This is a genomic window from Nocardia sp. NBC_00881 (assembly GCF_045207455.1).
Classification (GTDB): Bacteria; Actinomycetota; Actinomycetes; order Mycobacteriales; family Mycobacteriaceae; genus Nocardia.
In genome coordinates, this window is record NZ_CP108798.1 from 2,386,599 (window position 1) to 2,405,964 (window position 19,366).

8 protein-coding genes are annotated in these 19,366 nt (G+C 69.0%); 3 read left to right on the plus strand and 5 right to left on the minus strand.

The window, feature by feature from the left end; genetic code table 11:
* Nucleotides 1–3 precede the first annotated feature (3 nt).
* Complete coding sequence (locus tag OH799_RS09185; protein ID WP_357262264.1) at nt 4–321, minus strand: metalloregulator ArsR/SmtB family transcription factor; 318 nt, start codon at nt 319–321, stop codon at nt 4–6.
* A gap of 183 nt (nt 322–504) precedes the next feature.
* Here OH799_RS09185 and OH799_RS09190 point away from each other — a divergent pair, with 183 nt between their 5' ends.
* Both OH799_RS09190 and OH799_RS09195 read left to right on the plus strand, forming a co-directional pair.
* Nucleotides 505–1,218 (plus strand): M23 family metallopeptidase, encoded by a 714-nt coding sequence (locus OH799_RS09190; RefSeq protein WP_406277897.1) that lies wholly within the window; start codon nt 505–507, stop codon nt 1,216–1,218.
* 278 nt (nt 1,219–1,496) lie between these two features.
* A complete protein-coding gene (locus OH799_RS09195; RefSeq protein ID WP_406277900.1) occupies nt 1,497–2,579 on the plus strand; it encodes a hypothetical protein in 1,083 nt (360 codons plus the stop codon).
* On the opposite strand, the gene OH799_RS09200 is transcribed toward OH799_RS09195, so the two are convergent.
* Nucleotides 2,551–2,871, minus strand: coding sequence for a hypothetical protein (locus OH799_RS09200; protein WP_357262258.1), 321 nt, complete (start codon nt 2,869–2,871; stop codon nt 2,551–2,553). The genes OH799_RS09195 and OH799_RS09200 overlap by 29 nt on opposite strands.
* A gap of 241 nt (nt 2,872–3,112) precedes the next feature.
* Here OH799_RS09200 and OH799_RS09205 point away from each other — a divergent pair, with 241 nt between their 5' ends.
* Nucleotides 3,113–3,448, plus strand: a complete 336-nt coding sequence (locus OH799_RS09205) for an RNA polymerase-binding protein RbpA (RefSeq protein ID WP_357262255.1) — start codon at nt 3,113–3,115, stop codon at nt 3,446–3,448.
* Between the two features lie 76 nt (nt 3,449–3,524).
* Here the strand turns inward: OH799_RS09205 and OH799_RS09210 are convergent, their stop codons facing one another.
* From OH799_RS09210 to OH799_RS09220, 3 genes are all read right to left on the minus strand, one after another.
* Nucleotides 3,525–4,307, minus strand: a complete 783-nt coding sequence (locus tag OH799_RS09210; RefSeq protein ID WP_357262458.1) for an ABC transporter permease — start codon at nt 4,305–4,307, stop codon at nt 3,525–3,527.
* A gap of 89 nt (nt 4,308–4,396) precedes the next feature.
* Nucleotides 4,397–5,389 carry an ATP-binding cassette domain-containing protein gene (locus OH799_RS09215; protein ID WP_406277905.1) on the minus strand — a complete coding sequence of 331 codons (993 nt, stop codon included), beginning with the start codon at nt 5,387–5,389 and terminating at the stop codon, nt 4,397–4,399.
* Nucleotides 5,386–19,062 carry an amino acid adenylation domain-containing protein gene (locus tag OH799_RS09220; protein WP_406277908.1) on the minus strand — a complete coding sequence of 4,559 codons (13,677 nt, stop codon included), beginning with the start codon at nt 19,060–19,062 and terminating at the stop codon, nt 5,386–5,388. Before OH799_RS09220 ends, OH799_RS09215 begins: the two co-directional genes overlap by 4 nt.
* Between the last annotated feature and the right edge of the window lie 304 nt (nt 19,063–19,366).

Sequence of the window (19,366 nt, forward strand, 5' to 3'; positions counted from 1 at the left end):
CGTTCAGGCTGTTTGGTCGGCGGTCTGCAGCGCCGCGGAATACGCGGCGATCGCGCTCGGCCAGAATTGTTCGAAATAGTCACGGGCGTCAGCGAGGCCGCGCGGATCCAGGGAATACAGCCTGCGGTTGCCGTCGGGCCGCATCATGACCAGCCGGGCTTCGCGCAGCACACGCAGATGCTGCGAAACCGCGGAGCTGCTCACGCCGACCACCTCCGCGAGGTCGCCGACCGAGCGCGGGGCATGCGGCAGCGCTTCGAAGATCGCGCGACGGGTCGGGTCCGCCAGCGCCGAAAAGGCGCGAACTCCATTAGTCGCCACTCATATAGTGTGATCACCCAGCGTTCCGTCGGGCAACTCGGCCCAGTACGGAGTTTTCCCAGGCGACCGCACGAGTCGAGCCCTGTCGTTATCTTCGCGCGACATATGAGTGGGGCTTCCGCCACCCGTGACGGTTGCCACAAGATTGCGGGATGCGCATAGGGCTCCCGTACCTTCATTCTCATGCCCGTGACCGTTCCGTTACCTTTCCGGCGCAGCGTGCCCCGCCTCCGCCGCCACTGTGCCGTCACCCACGTGGTTGCTGTGTCCGCGGTCGTCAGCGCCTCGATCGGCATCATCGCCGCGGCCGAAGAGCACAAGAACACCGACCCTTCCGCGCGCCTCGCCGCAGGCAAGCTCACCGCGGGCGAGCTCGACACCGCCGCGGGCCAGTTCCGGCCCACCGCGTTGACCCAGCGCGAAGCGCAGATGCCGCCGACCGTGTCGGACCCGGCGCTCTGGGAGCAGCACCGCATCGCACAGGAAGCCGCCCGCCCGAGGACCGTCCGGCCTGTCGGCGGCAATCTCACCTCGAACTTCGGCACGCGCTGGGGCGCGATGCACGCGGGCCTGGACTTCGGTGACCCGCTCGGCGCATCCATCGCCTCGGTGACCGACGGAGTCGTGATCGAGGCGGGGCCCGCCTCCGGCTTCGGACTGTGGGTGCGGGTGCAGCAGGACGACGGCACCGTGGGCGTCTACGGTCACGTCAACGACATCCTCGCTTCCGTCGGCCAGCAGGTACGGGCGGGCGACACCATCGCGACCGTCGGCAACCGCGGCTACTCCACCGGCCCGCATCTGCACTACGAGGTGCATCTGCCCGGCAGCCAACCGATCGACCCGATGCCCTGGCTCGCTGCCCGCGGCGTCGACGTCCTGCGCTACCCGGCTTGACCCGAGCGCGTTCGCGAGGCGATGAGGAGCCCGTGAACGTGCTCGACAGACCGGCGACGCACACGTCGCCATCATCAGGCCGCGAACGCAACGGCGCGTTCGCGGCCTGCCGGGTCGCCAAGGCCGGCGGCGCCGCTGTACGAACACGGGCGCCACTCGGATCGATGACGGTGCGGCACACGGGTAGCTGCCGGCCCTCGCACCGATACCGGAGTACCAGACTCGAATAGCGCTGCGGAGGGACGCCTTCTCCGGGTGCCGATTCCTAGTTTCGGTCCATGTCCACAACACATTTCGCCGCCACGCCGCAGAACCGGCCGTCATCGCCACGGCAGCACACGACCGCCGTGCTCCTCGGAAAGGCGGCACAGCTGCATCGCCCGCTGTTGGGGACCGTCACCGCGATGGCCGCGCTGGTGCTCTTCTCGCTCGCGGCGATGATGGTCGACGACCGCACGCTGCTCGGCGAATCGGTCTGGCTCAAGCCGATGAAGTTCGGCCTGGCGTTCTTCCTCTACAGCCTCACTCTGGCCTGGCTCCTGTCGTTGCCGCACAAGGGAAGTCGCGCAACATGGTGGCTCGGCACGGTTTTCGCCGTCACCGGGTTCGTCGACGTCGGCTTCATCGTCCTCCAGGCCGCGCGCGGCACCTTCAGCCACTTCAATACCGAGGACGACGCAGTGAATTCGATCGGTCAGGTGGTGTTCGCCTCCGGCGTGCCCGGGCTGTTCGCAGCCAACCTGGGCATCGTGCTGATCTTGTCCTGGCAGCGACTGCTGGATCGGCCCACGGCGCGGGCCATCCACACCGGGCTGTTGCTGGCCGTCGGCGGCATGGGGCTGGGCTACCTGATGGGTTTCACCGGCAAGCAGCTCGTCCGGGACAGCGACGGCCGGGTCGTGGAGCTGGCCGCGGGCCACACGGTCGTGCCCGACTCCTCCGACCTCGCACCACGCGACGGCGCCGCCGGTATGCCGGTCACACACTGGAGCACTGTCGGCGGCGACTTGCGCGTTCCGCACTTCGTGGGGCTGCACGCCATCCAGGTGATGCTTCTGGCGTCCATCGGGCTTGCCTGGTTGGCGCCGCGTTACCGCTGGCTCAGCGCCGAGCGGGCCGGCGCGGCGGTTGTCGGCGTGGTGGCCCTGGGTTACACCGGTCTGCTCGCCATCGTGTTTTGGCAGGCGATGCGTGCCCAACCGCTGGTCCATCCCGACCGCGCCACGTGGGCGGCGTTCGGTGGACTCGTCGCAACCGTCGCGGTGTTGCTCGGCGCGGTGTATCTGCGCCACCGCGACGCCGAAGCCGAGCACCATCCCACGCCGGGCGCGCTCAGCGCAGGCGCTCCGCGTCGCGGGTGAGTTCGACCAGCGTCTTACCGAGCATCGCCAGCTCCTCCGGCGTCGCGCCCTCCGCGATGGCGGTGGCGACATCCTCGGCCGCGCAGCGGGCGGCGAACCAGCGATCGGCCAGGCATGCGGCCTCCTGGGCGCTGAGCACCACTGAATCATCGGGAATCCCGGTTCCCTTCAAGCTGCTGCGGTGTTCGTAGGCACGTTGGCGACAGGACTGGCGGCAGTACCGGCGACGACGGCCGGCCTCCGACTCCACGATCTCCCGCCCACACCACAGGCAGGACAAGCGGCGCGACATGACGCAGAACACTAGCGGCTCGCGGCCCGTGATCCGCTCAGTGACCCCCGGGGAACCGCCGGGGGCTGGGCGTGGCGTGCCCAGCACGCCGGTGCTACTACAATGGAACGGTTGACCGAGGCCGCGTCGGGAACTATCGGCGCAGGCCCGATCGTTAGACATAAGGTCCAGCGAGCGCGTTGTACGCATCCGGACACGGTCGCAACGCACAAAGACTCGAGTACACAGGGAGAGGCACACCATGGCAGATCGCGTACTCCGGGGCAGTCGGCTCGGAGCGGTGAGCTACGAGACCGATCGCGACCACGACCTGGCTCCGCGGCGGATCGCCCGATATCGGACCGACAACGGTGAAGAATTCGACGTCCCGTTCGCCGACGAGGCCGAGATCCCGCCGACATGGTTGTGCCGCAACGGTCAGGAGGGCGTCCTGATCGAAGGCACCAGCCAGGAGGCCAAGAAGGTCAAGCCGCCTCGCACCCACTGGGACATGCTGCTGGAGCGCCGCAGCAAGGATGAGCTCGAGGAGCTGCTCAAGGAGCGCCTGGAACTGCTCAAGACCCGCCGCCGCGCCTGACTCGGTCAGCCGACAGCGAACGGCCGACGCATCTTTCGATGCGTCGGCCGTTCGCTTTTCGTCGTCCTGTGCCGGGTCAGTGACTGGCGACCTTGCGGTAGCGCAGCAGCGCCAGCGGCACGGCCACCGCGAGGATCGCCACCGAGCAGGCCACCGCGTATTCGATGCAGTGCTCGGCCGCCCAGCCGGTCGGCGGGACGAAGGTGGGCGGAGCGCCGTTGTCGAACAGCTTGCGGCCCGCGGCCGAGACCGCGGTGATCGGATTCCATTCGGCGATCGTGCGCAGCGGGCCCGGCAGCGTCTCGGCCGAGATGAAGGCCGACGAGATGAACGTCAGCGGGAACAGCCAGATCAGTCCGGCGCTCTGCGCCACCTCGACGGTCGGCGACAGCAGGCCGGTGACCGCGCCGACCCACGACATCGCGAACGCGAACAGCAGGATCACCGCGAACGCCAGCACGGCGTCGGCGACACCGCCGTTGATCCGCCAGCCGACGATGTACCCGCACCCGACCATGACGGCCAGGCTGAGGATGTTTACCACCAGATCCGACAGCGTGCGACCCATCAGCACAGCCAGCCGCGACATCGGCAGCGCCCGCATCCGATCGATGATGCCCTTCTGCAGATCCCCCGCCAGGCCGACCGTGGTGAACGCCGCGTTGAACGCCACCGTCTGTGTGAAGATGCCGGCAAGCAGAAACTCACGGTACTGGCTGCCGCCCAACGAGGCGCCGAAGATGTAGGCGAACAGGAACACGAACATCAGCGGCTGGATCGTCGCGGTCACCAGCAAGGTGGGAACACGCAGGATCGTCAGCAGGTTGCGATGGGCGACGATCGCGCTGTCTCGAAACATCCGCAGTCGCGGACCCGAGCCCGGTAACGCCGAGTCCGTTGTGGACCCCGCCCCCACCCGCGGGGCTTCTTCCCCGACCACTGCCGTACTCACGACATGATCTCCTCTTGGACGTCGTCGGTTTCCGGCTCCGCGGCAGGCTCGCTGCCCGGTTTGCCGGTGAGTGAGAGGAATACGTCGTCGAGACTGGGCCGATGCACGCTAGCGTCGACCACGCAGACACCTGCGTCGTCGAGCCGGCGCAGCGCCTCGACCATGGTGCGTGAGCCGTCGCCGACCACCACCGACACCTCGTCGGCGCCCGCCTCTTGCGTAGGCTCGCCGACACCGACCTGCGCCAGCACCGCGAGCGCGGACTCGGCGTCCTGGCCCGCTGCCAGCACGACGGTGAGCCGATCACCACCGATGGAGGTCTTCAGCTCGTCGGCCGAGCCGCGGGCGATGACCCGGCCGTGGTCGATGACCGTGATCCGGTCGGCGAGCAGATCGGCCTCTTCCAGATACTGGGTGGTGAGCAGCACCGTGGTGCCGTCGTCGACCAGCTCACCGATGACGCGCCACATGTCGAGCCGGCCGCGCGGGTCCAGACCGGTGGTCGGCTCGTCCAGCACAACCACGGCGGGCCTGGCGACCAGCGCACCCGCGAGGTCGAGCCGCCGCGCCATACCGCCGGAATACGTGCCCGCCCTGCGGTGGGCGGCATGGTCGAGCCCGAGCACGCCGAGCAGTTCGGCCGCTCTGGCCGCTGCCTGCCGGGACGACATCCCATACAACCGGGCCACCATACGCAGGTTCTCGTATCCGGACAGGTTGGCGTCGACGGCGGCGTACTGGCCGGACAGGCCGATCCGCCGCCGCGCCGCCGCGGGATCGCGCAGCACATCGATGCCTGCCACCCGCACCGATCCGGCGCACGGCTTCAACAGCGTCGTCACGATTCGGACCGTCGTCGTCTTCCCCGCGCCGTTGGGGCCGAGCAGACCCATCACCGTTCCGGTGGGGATCTGCAGGTCGATCTCGTCCAGTACGCGTACCCGACCGTAGTTCTTGACCAGACCCCTCAACTCCACCGCCAAGCTCACCTGTGCGTCTCCTTCGCTTCCAGCCACGCCCGCAGCACCGGCCCGATGACCGCCAGCGCATCCGGCGTCGTCATCGCGGAGTGCCTGCAGCGCAACTCGTGATCGTGAATGTCACCGGTGACGAACGGTTGCCAGGAGCCTGCGCGCCGGTCCGGGTCGGCCCGGTTGATCTCGTCGTCGCCTGCGGTGAAGAACAGCAGATCGCCGTCGAAGACGCGCGGCCGGAAGCCGTGCGCGAGCAGGGCGCCGTTGGCGTACCCGGCGTAGAGCCGCTCGAGATGCTCAACGGTGAGCGCCGCGAACGGTCCGGACCGCGAGCTCAGCAGTTCGGCCGCGTCGCGCAGAGTCATCGTAGGATCGATCTCCGCGCCACCGAGCTCGTCGCTGCCGAACTCGCCGATGATCTCGGCGACACTGGGGATCGCATGCTCGAGCCATTCGTCGGAGAGCTGGTAGCTGTCCATCATCGACAGCAGCGCGACCTCGTCACCCGCCTCCTGCAGCTGCACCGCCACCTCGTGCGCGATCAAGCCGCCGAGCGACCAGCCCAGCAGATGGTACGGCCCCCGCGGCTGGATCGCCTTGATATCGGCCATGTAATGGCCCGCGGCCTCGGCGATCGAGTCGTAGTCGTCGTCGCCCGCGACGTGCGGGGCCTGCAGCCCGTACAACGGCCGGTCCGGCGCGAGGTGCGCGAGCAGCCCCGAGTAGCACCAGGCCAGACCGATCGCCGGGTGGATGCAGAACAACGGCGCCTGGCTTGCCGCCGTGCTCGGCCGAATCGGAAGCACCGGCTCCAGCGCGGCGGCCATCGCCGCGCCTGAGGAGGCGCCCCCGCCATCCAGCTGCGCCGCGACGGCCGCAGGGGTCGCCTCGCCGAACATCAGCTGCACCGGCAGTTCGATACCTGATTCCCGAACGTGCGCCACGACTTTCGTGGCGAGCAGCGAGTTGCCGCCGAGCTCGAAGAACCCGTCGTCCGCACCCACCGAATCCACACCGAGCACCGCGGCGAAGGCCGCGCACAGCGCCGCCTCGGTCGGGGTGGCAGGCGCGCGATAGCCCTCGGTGGCGGTGAACACCGGCTCCGGCAGCGCCTGGCGGTCCAGCTTGCCCACCGGAGTCAGCGGCACCTCGTCGAGCAACATGATCGACTGGGGGACCATGTAGTTCGGCACCAGTCCGGTGAGGTGACCGGTCAGCTCGGCCACGGTGAGGGTGACATCGGCCCGCGCCTTCACATACGACACCAGCGTCGTCGTGCCCGCCGGGGTACGGTGCCCGATGGTGGTGGAGAAGGCCACCCCACCATGGCGCGCGAGCGCGGCGTCGACCTCGCCGAGTTCGATGCGGAAACCGCGGATCTTGACCTGATGGTCGGTGCGGCCGACATACTCGATCTCCCGTGCCGAATCCGCCCAGCGGCCCTCGGACTGCCCGTTGTTCCGCGATCCGGACCACCACCGCACCAGGTCGCCGGTACGGTACATCCGATCCCCCGGCTTCCCGAACGGATTCGCGACGAACCGCTGTGCGGTCAGCCCCGGCCGGTTCAAGTAGCCGCGGGCCAGCGCACCGCCGGCCAAGTGGAGCTCGCCGGTCACGCCGACCGGGGCGGGATGCAGGCGCGCGTCCAGGATGGTCGCGTTGACACCGCGGATGGGGCCTCCGATGGTGATCGGCCCGCCCGGCGCCATCGGCTGCGAGATCACCGTGACGATGGTGGTCTCGGTAGGGCCGTACACGTTGTACAGGTTGCGGTTCGGTGCCCACCTGGTCACCAGGTCCGGCGGCAGCGCCTCGCCGCCGACCAGCACGTGCCGCAACTCGGTGACCCCGGTCGGATCGACCGTGCCGAGGGCCGAGGTGGTGATGAACGCGTGCGTGATCCGCTCCTCCATGAACACCCGGCGGAGCTCGTCGCCGCCGACCACGCCGGCGGGCGTGATCACCAGGGTCGCCGCGCCGCCGAGGGCCAGCAGCAGATCCAGCATCGCACCGTCGAAGCTCGGCGTCGCGAAGTGCAGCACACGGCACCCGGGCCGGATGTCGAACCGGTGCGCGGTCTCGGCCGCGAAGTTGGACAATCCGCCGTGGGTGACCACTACGCCCTTCGGCGTGCCGGTCGAACCGGAGGTGTAGATCACGTACGCCGGGTTGTGGATGCGCAGCGGCGCGATCCGCTCCGACTCGGCGATCGGCGCGTCCGACGAGTCGAGCACGAGCCCGCGGAACGCGGGATCGTCCAGGACGATCCACTCTGCGCCCTCGGGCAGCTCGTGTCGGTACTCGTCCAGCGTGATGCCCAGCCTCGCACCGGAATCCGACAGCATGTGTGCGATGCGCTGCGCGGGGTACAGCGGGTCCACCGGCACGAACGCGGCACCGGCCTTGGCCACCCCGAGCACCGTCGCCACCGCCTCGATCGATCGCGGAATACCCAGCGCCACCAGCGTTTCCGGACCGACACCGCGCCCGATGAGCACCCTGGCCAGCCGGTTGGTCCACCGGTCCAACGCGTCGTAGGTCACCTGCGTACCGTCGGAGACCAGCGCGACCGCGGTGCGGTCGGCGTTCACCGCCCGCTCGAACACCTGAGGGAAGCTGACCGCACGATCCGGCTCCGCACCCCGCACCGGGGCGAGCCCCGACCATTCGGCGGGATCGAGCAGTTCCAGGTCGCCGACCGCGGTGGTCGGGTTCGTGGCGACCGCGGCCAGTAGCCTGGACAGCCGCTTGCCGAGCAGCTCGGCGGTCGGCTCGTCGAACAGATCTGCCGCGTAGTTCACCGCGAGGCGGATGCCCGCCGGATCCCGTTCCGGTGTCCGCGATTCGGTCAGCGTGAACTGGAGATCGAACTTGGCGATGCCGATCTCCACGTCGGCCGCCTCGATCCGCAACCCGGGCAGGTCGAGCACGCCGACCGGTTCGTTGCGCACCGAGAGCATCACCTGGAACATCGGGTGATGCGCCTGGGACCGGGTCGGGTTGAACGCCTCGACGAGGCGCTCGAACGGCACGTCCGAGTTGGCGAACGCGTCCAGATCGGTGTCGCGCACGGTATGCAGCAGGTCGGCGAACCGGGCAGCCGGATCGATCCGGGTACGCAGGACGAGCGTGTTGACGAACATGCCGACCATCCGGTCCAGTGCCGGGTTGCCGCGGCCCGCGATCGCGGTGCCGACGGCGATGTCGTCGGTCGCGGTGAGTCGGTGCAGCAACACCGCGAGTGCGGCGTGCAGCACCATGAACATGCTGACGTTGTTGCTGGTGGCAACCGTCTCCAGTTCCCGGTGGGTCACCGCGTCGATCGTGCACTCCACGGTGCCGCCCCGGTAGGACGGGGTGGGCGGGCGCGGCCGGTCGGCGGGCACGGTGAGCAGCTCGGGGATGCCGTCCAAGGTGCGCCGCCAGTAGCCGAGTTGACCGCTCACCGCCGAGTCCGGGTCATCCTCGGTGCCGAGCAGGTCCTGCTGCCACAGCGTGTAGTCGGCGTACTGGATCTCGGGCTCGGCCCAGCCGGGGGCCGTGCCGGCGCGGGCCGCGCGGTAGGCGACAGCCACGTCGGCGGCCAGCGGCTCCAGCGACCAGCCGTCCATCGCGATGTGGTGTACCACCAACACGAGGATGTGCTCGTCGGATACGTCGGCCGGCTCTGTCACCCCGCCGTCGCGGGCGGGCGATACCGAGATCAACCCGGCGCGGATCGGGACGGTTGTCGCCAAGTCGAATCCCGGTGCGGCGAAACTCCGTATCGCGTCGTCGACCTGGGCGGGCGTCATCGTCGCGACGAACAGGGTGATCGCGGCCTCGGCCGGCCCGAGGACGACCTGGGCGGGCGAACCGTCGGCTTCGGGGAACACCGTTCTCAATGTCTCGTGCCTGGTCTGCACCATGTGCAGCGCGGAGACCAGTGCGTCGACGTCGAGCTCGCCCTTGATCCGCAGCACGACCGGGATGTTGTACGCGCCCGCCGACTGATCCGTCGCGCCGACGTTGAACCGATTCAGGAACCACAACCGCCGCTGCGCGGCCGACAGCGGTATCCGCTCCGGACGGGCCCGGCGCACCAGCGCAGGGCGATCCTCGGCGCCGGTGGCGCCCCCGTCCAGCAGCTCGGCGAGCGCGGCAACCGTCGGCGCCGCGAAGACCGTGCGTACCTCGAGTCGGACGCTCGTCGCCGCGGCGAGCCGGGCGACGAGTTGCGTCGCCAGCAGCGAGTTTCCACCGACGTCGAAGAAGCTGTCCTCGGCGCGCAGGCGGTCCACACCGACCAGCTCGCCTATCACGTCGGCAACCAGCCGCTCGGAAGCGGTACTCGGCTCGCGACCTTCGGCATCGGAGGTGAACCGCGGTTCCGGCAGCGCCTTCGTGTCCAGCTTGCCGACCGGGGTGAGCGGGATGGAGTCCAGCACGGTGATGCTCGCGGGCACCATGTGCGCGGGCAGGCGGCGGGTAACCGCGGCGCGCACCGCCTCGACGTCCACTCCGGTCAGCTGGTCGGCGGCCTGGATGTAGGCGACGATCCGGTCCGCGCCCGCGATGTGGCGGAACTCGGTGTGCGCGAACCGCACGTCCGGGTGGTCGCCGAGCACGGCGGTGATCTCGCCGAGCTCGATGCGGAAGCCGCGCATCTTCACTTGGTTGTCCACGCGGCCGAGGTAGACGATGTCGCCCGCCGTGTTCCAGCGCACCACGTCGCCGGTCCGGTAGATCCTGGCACCTGCCGGGCCGTACGGGTCGGCCACGAAACGCGCCGCGGTGAGGCCGAACCGGTCGAAATAGCCGCGCGCCACTGCCTGGCCGCCGAGGTACAGCTCGCCGGGCACGCCGACCGGGACCGGGCGCAACCGCTCGTCCAGCACCAGCGCCCTGGTGCCACGCACGAGGCTGCCGATGGTGATCGGCTCGCCGACCCGCATCGGCCCCGACATCGTGACGACGACCGTGGTCTCGGTCGGACCGTAGACGTTGAGCATCATCCGGCCCGGCGCCCAGCGCGCCACCAAACCTGGGGACAGTGCCTCGCCGCCGACCATCAGCGCACGCACGTGCGGCAGCGACCAGCGTTCGTGGTCGATGGTCGCCAACGCGGCCGTGGTCATGAAGCCGTGGCTGACCCTCTCGCGTTCCATCAAGGCGGCCAGCTCATCGCCGCCATAGCAGTCCGGCGGGCAGATCACCATCGCCGCACCGGCCCCCAATGCGATCAGCAGATCCAAAACCGCCGCGTCGAAGCTCGGCGTGGCGAAGTGCAGTGTCCGGGAATGCTCGTCGACCCCCAGTCGGTCCCTGATCTCGTCGGCGAGGTTCGACAGACCACAGTGGGTCACCGCGACCCCCTTCGGCGTGCCGGTCGACCCCGAGGTGTAGATGAGGTAGGCCAGGTCGGCCGGTTGAATGCTGCGCGGCCGCTCGAGGTCGTCGATCGGCACGTCCTGGTGCTCGTCCAGTTCGGCGACGACGTCGGGATCGTCCAGCAGCAGCCATTCGGTGTCCCGGCCCGACGCCGAGGCCGCGCGCAACCGCTCGGCGTGGGCGGCGACCGTGATGCCGACCGAGCAGCCCGAGTCGGTGAGCATGTGCTGGATGCGCTCGACCGGGTACTTCGGGTCGACCGGCACGAAGGCGGCGCCCGACTTGGCCGCGCCGATCATCGTGACGACCGAGTCGTTCGAGCGAGTGAGCCCCAGCGCCACCCGCTTCCCCGGACCGAGCCCGCGCGCGATCAGCGCACGCGCCACCCGGTTCGAGCGCCGATCGACCTCGGCGTAGGTCAGTGACGTCGCGCCCGAGCACAGGGCGGTGTGCTGCGGATACCGACGCGCGGTGGCGGTGAAGTAGGCAGCCAGCGTAGAGGGCGGGCCGGCCTGGCCACCCACCGCCGGGGTGAACATGCGACGCTCGTGCTCGGTGCGGGCGTCGATGTCGCGCACCAATATGCGTGGATCGGTGGTGACCGCGGCGAGCACGCGCAGGAACCGATCGGCCAGTGTCTCGATCGTCATCGCATCGAAAAGCTCTGTGGCATAGACGAATTCGAAGGCGTTGCTCGGTTCGCCGGTTCCCGCGTCGAAGCCGGTGTTCGCGACGCGCAGCTCCAGGTCGAACTTCGCCAGCGCGATATCCACAGCCTCGGCGCGCAGCGCGAGTCCGGGCAGCTCCAGCGTAGGCACCGGGACGTCCTGCACACTCAGCGCCACCTGGAACAGCGGGTGACGGCCGGAGGATCGGGCGTCGCCGCCGAGCTCCTCCACGATCCGTTCGAACGGCACGTCGGAGTGCGCCATCGCGGCCAGCTCGGTGTCCCGGTCGGCGCGCAGCAGAGCGGCGAACGTCTGGTCCGGGTCCATGTCGGAGCGCAGCACCAACGTGTTCACGAACATGCCGACCAGCTCGTCGAGCTTGGTGTCGGTGCGACCCGCGACCGGGGTACCGATCACGATGTCACGACCGCCGGTGACGCTGCGCAGCAGCACCGCGAGCGCCGAGCGCAGCACCATGAACATGCTGACGCCCTGTTCCCTCGCCAACACGGCGAGGGCGCGCTGAACCGGTTCGGGCACCATGAAGCGCACAGTTCCGGCCTGCTGTGTCGGATCGGAGGGCCGCGGCCGGTCGTAGGGCAGCGGCAGTTCCTCGGGCAGCTCCGCCAGCGCGGTCCGCCAGAACTCCAGCTGGGTGCCCGCGACGCTGTCCGGATCGCTCTCGTCGCCCAGACAGGAGCGCTGCCACAGTCCGAAGTCCGCGTACTGTACCGGAAGTGGCGTCCACGACGGTGGATTCCCCTCGTGCCGTGCCACATATGCGGCAGCCAGGTCCCGGGTCAGCGGCCCGAGCGACCACCCGTCCGCGGCGATGTGGTGCACCACGATGCCGAGCAGGTAGCGCTCGGACGAGGTGCGTAGCAACGACATGCGCAGCGGCGTCTGCCTCGTGAGGTCGAAGCCGGTGTGCGCCAACGTCTGCAGAGCGGCCTTCGCCTCGGAGTCGTCGATGTCGGCCGGAGCGACGTCCGGCATCGCCCGCTTCACCGGCAGCACCACCTGCTGTGCGCCATCGACGTCCTCCGGGAACACGGTGCGCAGAACTTCGTGCCGCTCAACCAGGTCGGCAAGCGCGGCCCGCAGCGCGGGCACGTCCAAGTCGCCGGCGATACGGATCACGAAAGCGATGTTGTACGCACTGGATTCGGGCGCATATCGATTGAGAAACCACAGTCGCTGTTGTGGCAGAGACAATGGAATGCGTCCCGGACGTGGCGTCTGCACAGCCAGCGCCGGCCGCTGCGTCCTGGGCGCCTGCACCAGCTGCTCGGCGACCCCGGCGATGGTCGGCGTCTCGAAGATCGATCGCACTGGCAGCTCGACGCCGAATTCCGCGTACAGCGCGGCGGCGAGCCGGGTGGCCAGCAACGAGTTGCCGCCCAGGTCGAAGAAGCTGTCCTTCGCACCGGTGACCGGACGGCCGAGGACGCCGCCGAACACGCCGGCGACGCGCAACTCCGCCTCGGTCCTCGGCGCGCGAGACTTCCCGACAACGGCGAACACCGGCTCCGGCAATGCCTTTCGATCCAGCTTGCCCGAAGGCGTAATCGGGACCTCGTCCAGCACAGTGACCGACGCCGGCACCATGTAGCCGGGCAGCCGACGACGCGCGGTCTCTACTATCGCCGTGGACTCCACCGTCCGGTCGGCCGTGACGTATGACGCGAGCCGCCGCTGGCCGTGCTCGTCGGTGTGCACCACGGTCATCGCGAACGCGACGCCGGGGTGCCCGCGCAGCACGTGGTCGACCTCACGCAGCTCGATACGGAACCCACGGATCTTGATCTGGTCGTCAGCGCGGCCGAGGAAACGCAACTGCCCCGTCGGCTCGACGACCACCAGGTCGCCGGTGCGGTACATGCGCTCGCCGCGCCTGCCATGCGGGTTGGCCAGGAACCGTTGCGCGGTCAGGCCGAAACGGCCGTGGTAGCCGCGGGCCAAGCCGGAACCTGACAGGTACAGCTCGCCCGGCGTACCAGGCGGCACCGGATGCAGACGGTTGTCCAGCACGAACAGCCGCATGCCGCGCACCGGCATGCCGAGCGGCACCGGACGGCCCGGTGCCATCGGGCCGGTCGCGGTCGCCGCGACGGTGGCCTCGGACGGTCCGTACATGTTGTGCATACGGTGCCCGTCGGTCCAGGTCTCGACCAGCTTCTCGGAGCAGGCGTCACCACCGACGATGACCGACTGGAGGTCGTCGAGTCCCGCGTTCGGCACAGTGGCCAGGGCGGCGGGCGTGACGAAGGCATGGGTCACCCGCTCCTCACGCAGGAAAGTGGCCAGCTCGGTGCCGCCGTACATCCCCGCCGGTGCGATCACCATCGTGGCGCCCGCCGCGAAGCCGAGCAGCATCTCCAGCACCGACGCGTCGAAGCTGGGTGAGGAGAAGTGCAGCGTCCGTGCCGAATCGGAGACGCCGAACAGGTGGGTCTGCTCGCTGGCCAGCGAGGCAATGCCCGCGTGTGTGACGACGACGGCTTTCGGCGTACCGGTCGAGCCCGAGGTGTAGATGTAGTAGGCCGGGTGACTCACCCGCATCGGGTGGTGCCGCTCGGTGTCGGTGATCGCACCCGTCGAGTAGTTCGTGAGTTCGTCGGCCAGTTCGTCTGAGCCGAGCACCAGCCAGTCGACGCAGGTCTTGCGGTGCTTCCCTTGCGGCGCCGGCCAGGCGGGCATGGCGGCCAGGCAGTCGGGGTCGGTCAGGCCGAGCATTGCGCCAGAATCATCGATCATATGTTCGATCCGCGCACCGGGGTAGCTCGGATCGATGGGCACATAGGCCGCACCGGTTTTCGCTACCGCCCACACGGCGGTGATGGCGTCGAGTCCGCGCGGCAATGCGATCGCGACCACCATTTCGGGGCCGGCACCGTGCTCGATGAGGGCACGCGCCAGCTTGTTCGACCGCTCGTCGAGCTCACGATAGGTGGTGTCGGTGCCGCGGTAGCGCACCGCCACCGCGTCCGGCAGCCGGACGGCCGTGTCGGTGAGCAGCTTGGCCAAGGTGATCGGCGCCTCGGCGGGCCCGCCGGCGATCGGCACCAGGTTCGCGGTTTCCCTGCGGTCCAGGATGGCAAGGTCACCGACCGGCATACCCGGTGCGGCCACGCCGCCGTTCAGCACCGCGACGAACCTGCGCGCGAAAGACTCCACCGTGCGCTGATCGAAAATATCTGTGGCATAGCCGAATTCAGCTGACAACGGGCCGTCGGTGGCATCATCGTGCACGACCAGCTGCAGGTCGAACTTGGCGATGTCCGAGGAGATCGGCAGCACCTCGGCGCGCACACCGGGCAGGTCGATGCGCAGGTCCGGCGCACGATCGTAGGACAGCATCACCTGGAACAACGGGTGGCGGGCCGCGGTGCGCTCCGGGTTGACCGCCTCGACCAGGCGCTCGAACGGCACGTCGGCATTGGCGAACGCATTGAGATCGGTCTCGCGAACCATGTCGAGCATGCGGTCGAAGCCGGCGGCCGGGTCGACCTCGGTGCGCAACACGAGCGTGTTGACGAACATGCCGACCAGGTCGTCCAACGCCGGGTCGGAGCGGCCCGCGATCGGGGTGCCGATCGCGATGTCGGTGCCTGCGCACAGTCGAGACAGCAAGGTGGCCAGCGCCGCGTGCAGCACCATGAACATGCTCACGCCGCGTGTGGCCGCGAGTTCACTTGCGGCACGGCGGATCTCAGGGGCGATGGTGAAATCGACCCGACCTCCTACGGTGGACCTGCGCAGCGGACGCGGGCGGTCGAGCGGAAGGTCGAGCTGGTCGGGCAGGCCGGACAGTGCCGAACGCCAGTAGGCCAGCTGCCGGCTGAGCGCGCTTGCCGGATCGGACTCCTCACCGAGCAGCTCGCGCTGCCAGAGCGCGAAGTCGGCATACTGCACCGGCAGCGGCGTCCACCGCGGCGCCGTGCCGTTCGCGCGGGCGGCCACCGCCGTCATCAGGTCCCTGGCCAGCGGCGCGATGGACCAACCGTCACTGCAGATGTGATGTAGCACGACGAGGAACACGTGCTCTTCCGGCCCGGTTCGGTACAGCGCGACCCGGATCGGGGCCTGGCCGCGTAGGTCGAAACCGTGTCCGGCGTAGTCGGTTGCCAGCGCGGCCACGTCGGCACCGGTGACGTCGATGGGGTCGAGGGTCAGCGGAATCTCATCGGCCGGGTGGATCAGTTGGTAAGGCCCCTCCGGCGACTCCGGGAAGGTGGTGCGCAGGCTCTCGTGCCGTTCGATCACGTCGAACAGGCCCGCGCGCAGTGCCGACACGTCCAGCGGACCGTCGACCCGAACGGCCAGCGGCATGTTGTACGCGGCGTCGTGCTCGGCGAACCGATTGAGGATCCACAGCCGCTGCTGGGCCTGCGACAGCGGAATTCGTTCCGGCCGCCCGGCGGGCACCAACCGCGGCGAGGACGCGTCGGGGGTCTGCATGGCGAAGCGGTGGGTGAGGGCCGCGATCGTCGAGGCCTCGAACAGGTCGCGGATGGTCAGCCCGGTACCCAGAGCGGTGTTGATCCTGGCCACCGCGCGTGCGGCGACCAGCGAGTTGCCGCCGAAGTCGAAGAAGCTGTCCTCGACGCCGACTTCGTCGGCGTCGAGGACCTCCGCGAAGATTCCCACGAGGACCCGCTCCACCTCGGTGCGCGGCTCGACGATCGGCCGGAGCGGACGCGAGCCGCCCACCGGCGACGGCAGCGCCTTGCGATCGATCTTGCCGTTGGCGCTCAGTGGTAGCTCGTCGAGCTCAATCAGCGCGGACGGGATCATGTACCCGGGCAGCTTGCGGCGCAGGGCGGTCAGCAGCGCGGCCGTGTCCAGGCACGTCTCGCCCGCGCCGTGCTTCGCCGCGACCACGTAGGCGATCAGCTCGTCGCCGGTGCGCCCGGTGTGTGCGACGCAGACCGCGCGCGCGACCCGCTCGTCATCGAGAAGCGCGGCCTCGACTTCACCGAGCTCGATGCGCAGACCGCGGATCTTGACCTGGAAGTCGCTGCGGCCCAAATACTCCAGCACGCCAGGCTCGGCGCCGGAGCGGCCGAGCTGCCAGCGCGCCAGGTCGCCGGTGCGGTACATCCGCGTGCCCGGCGTGAACGGGTTTGCCACGAACCGGTCCGCGGTCAGCCGCGGCTGGCCCACATAGCCGCGGGCCAGCTGGACGCCCGCGAGACACAGCTCGCCGACAGCGCCAGGGGGAACCGGCCGCAGCCGCGAATCCAGCACGTAAGTCTGGGTGTTCCACACCGGCGAGCCGATCGGGACACTGCTCAGGTCGTCCGGGCACGGCCAGTAGGTGACGTCGACAGCGGCCTCGGTCGGGCCGTACAGGTTGTGCAGCTCCGTTCCGCCGAGCACCGCATGGAAGTCCCGGACGGTCGCGGCAGGCAGCGCCTCGCCGCTGCAGAACACCCGGCGCAGGCCGGTGCAGTCGCGGACATCGGTGTCGGTGACGAACACCGAGAGCATGGACGGCACGAAATGAGCTGTGGTGATGTACTTTTCGGCAATTATCCGGGCGAGATACGCCGGATCGCGGTGCCCGTCCGGCGCGGCGATCACCAACCGCGCGCCGAGCTGCAGCGGCCAGAAGAACTCCCACACCGAGACGTCGAAGGTCGCCGGCGTCTTCTGCAGCACCGCATCGGTCCGGTCGATCGGATACTCGTGCTGCATCCAGCGCAAGCGGTTGACGATCGCGGCGTGCGCCACGCCGACGCCCTTGGGTTTGCCGGTCGATCCGGAGGTGAAGATGACGTATGCGAGGTGGTCGGGACGCAGCACGCTGATACGGTCGGCGTCGGTGATCGGCGCGCCGTCGAATCGGGACAGGTCCAGCGTGTCGATGGTCAGCTGAGTGGCGACCGTGGGCAGCTCGAGCTCGTCCCGGTCCGCGGTGAGCACACACAGCGGCTCGGCGTGGCGCATGATCCGCCCGATCCGATCGGCGGGGTGATCGGGGTCGAGCGGCAGGTAGGCCGCACCCGCCTTGACGATCGCGTACATGCCGACGACGAGGTCGAGGCTGCGGCGCAGGCACAGGCCCACCGTCGTCTCCGGCCCGGCGCCGCGTGCGATGAGCAGTCGAGCCAGGCGGTTGGCGCGCTCGTCGAACTCGGCATAGGTGAGTACCTCGTCGCCGAACTCGAGCGCGACCGCGTCAGGATCGGCGGCGGCGCGCTCGGCGAACAGGCTCGCGAGCGTGCCTTCCTGCTTCGGTGCCGCGGTGGCGTTCCACTCGCGAATCACGCGTTCGCGCTCGGCGTCGGTGATCGCGACCATCGACTCCGCGGGCGTTTCCGGATCCACGCCCAAGAAGCGGCCCAGGAAGTCGAGGTAACGCGCGTGGTGCACGCTGACCTCGTTCTCGCCGTACAGCTGCGGGTTGGCCTCGAAGTCGACGTGGATGCGACCGCCCGCCCCGTTGTAGAGGTTGATCGACAGATCCTCGACCGGGCCGGTGGACAGCACGTTGAGCGAGCCGACCAGACTGCCGAACCGCAACTCGTCGTGGAACAGCATGATGTTGACCATCGGCCCGAAGAATCCGCGTGCGTCCCGGGAGTAGCCGCAGTCGCGGCGGATGTCGTCGTGCCGGTAGCGCTGATGCCGCAGTGCGCCGGTGATCTGCAGCTCTACCGCCTTCACCAAGTCGCCGACCGTGGTCTCGTCGTCGAATTTCAGCCGAATCGGCACAACGTTGGACACCACACCCGCCGAGCGGCGCAGCGACACCGTGGTGCGCGCCGAGACCGGCAGGCTCAGGACCACGTCCGGGTTTCCCGTCACCGACCGGACGTAGGCGCCCAGCGCCGCGACGAACAGCGCCGAATCGGACGTACCGTATGCGCTGGTCGCCCCGTCCACCGCGGCCTGGCACGTGTCGTCGAGCACGGCGGTCGCCAGCCTGCGGCCCGCGTCGTGGGTGGCCGCGGTGACCGTGACGCCGCCCAGGCTCATCGGCTCGCCGACACCTTCCAGCTGCGCGAGCCAATACTCGCGATCACTGCTGAACCGGCTGGAGTCGCGGTAGCGCACCTCATCGGCGTAGATCTCCGCCAGCGGAGTCGCGCGCGAGGCGACCGGCTCGGTCTGGTTCTCCAGCGCGCTGTAGATCTCGGCCGTTCGGGTCAGCGCGTTCATCGCGCCGTAGCCGTCGATGACGATGTGGTGGCCGCGGGCATACCAGATGTAGTCGGCATCGCCGATCCGCAGCACTATGTTCGTGGTGAGCGGGTCGCGGTCCAGATCGATCGGCGAACTCGCGTGCTCGTTCATCCAGCGCAGCGCCGCCGCGTGCGGGTCGGCCTCGGAGCGGAGGTCGATGCGGCCCCATCCCGGCCGGTGGACCGGATCGACCAGCTGATACGGAATGCCGTCGATCTCTACCAACCGAACCTGGCCCACCTGGGTCTCGGCGCCGAACCGCTCGATCGCGTACAGCAGACGCCCGACGTCGAGATCACCGTGGATCTCGACGTACTGGGCGATGGTCAGCGGTACGTCGGGGCGGATGCGCTGCGCGTACCAGAGGGCCGTCTGTGCGGGTGACAGAGCAAATGGTTGTGCCGAGAATTCGCCAGATGAACATTGGTCGACGCGATCAGTGGCCAATGAACTCATCAATCACTCCGTTCTGCCGCTATTGACGCAATCCCCGAGCACCACCACAGCAAGCGCGCTCGCGCCACCGCAGGGACGTATCCACGCCCTATGATTCGGAGCCTCACATCGGCTGGATTGCCAGCGTTTTGGATTTGTTTCACATCCAACGCCCTTGGCAGAAGGCCACTTTGGTTGGTTACATTTCTGCAAACTTCGCGATTTCCGCGCATGGAGCGGAAGAAAAACTAGGTCTGACCGTAGCGTTTCATCAGATCAGCCAGCGCACCCAGCCTTCTGGCGAACGACGCGCAACACCGTGCCG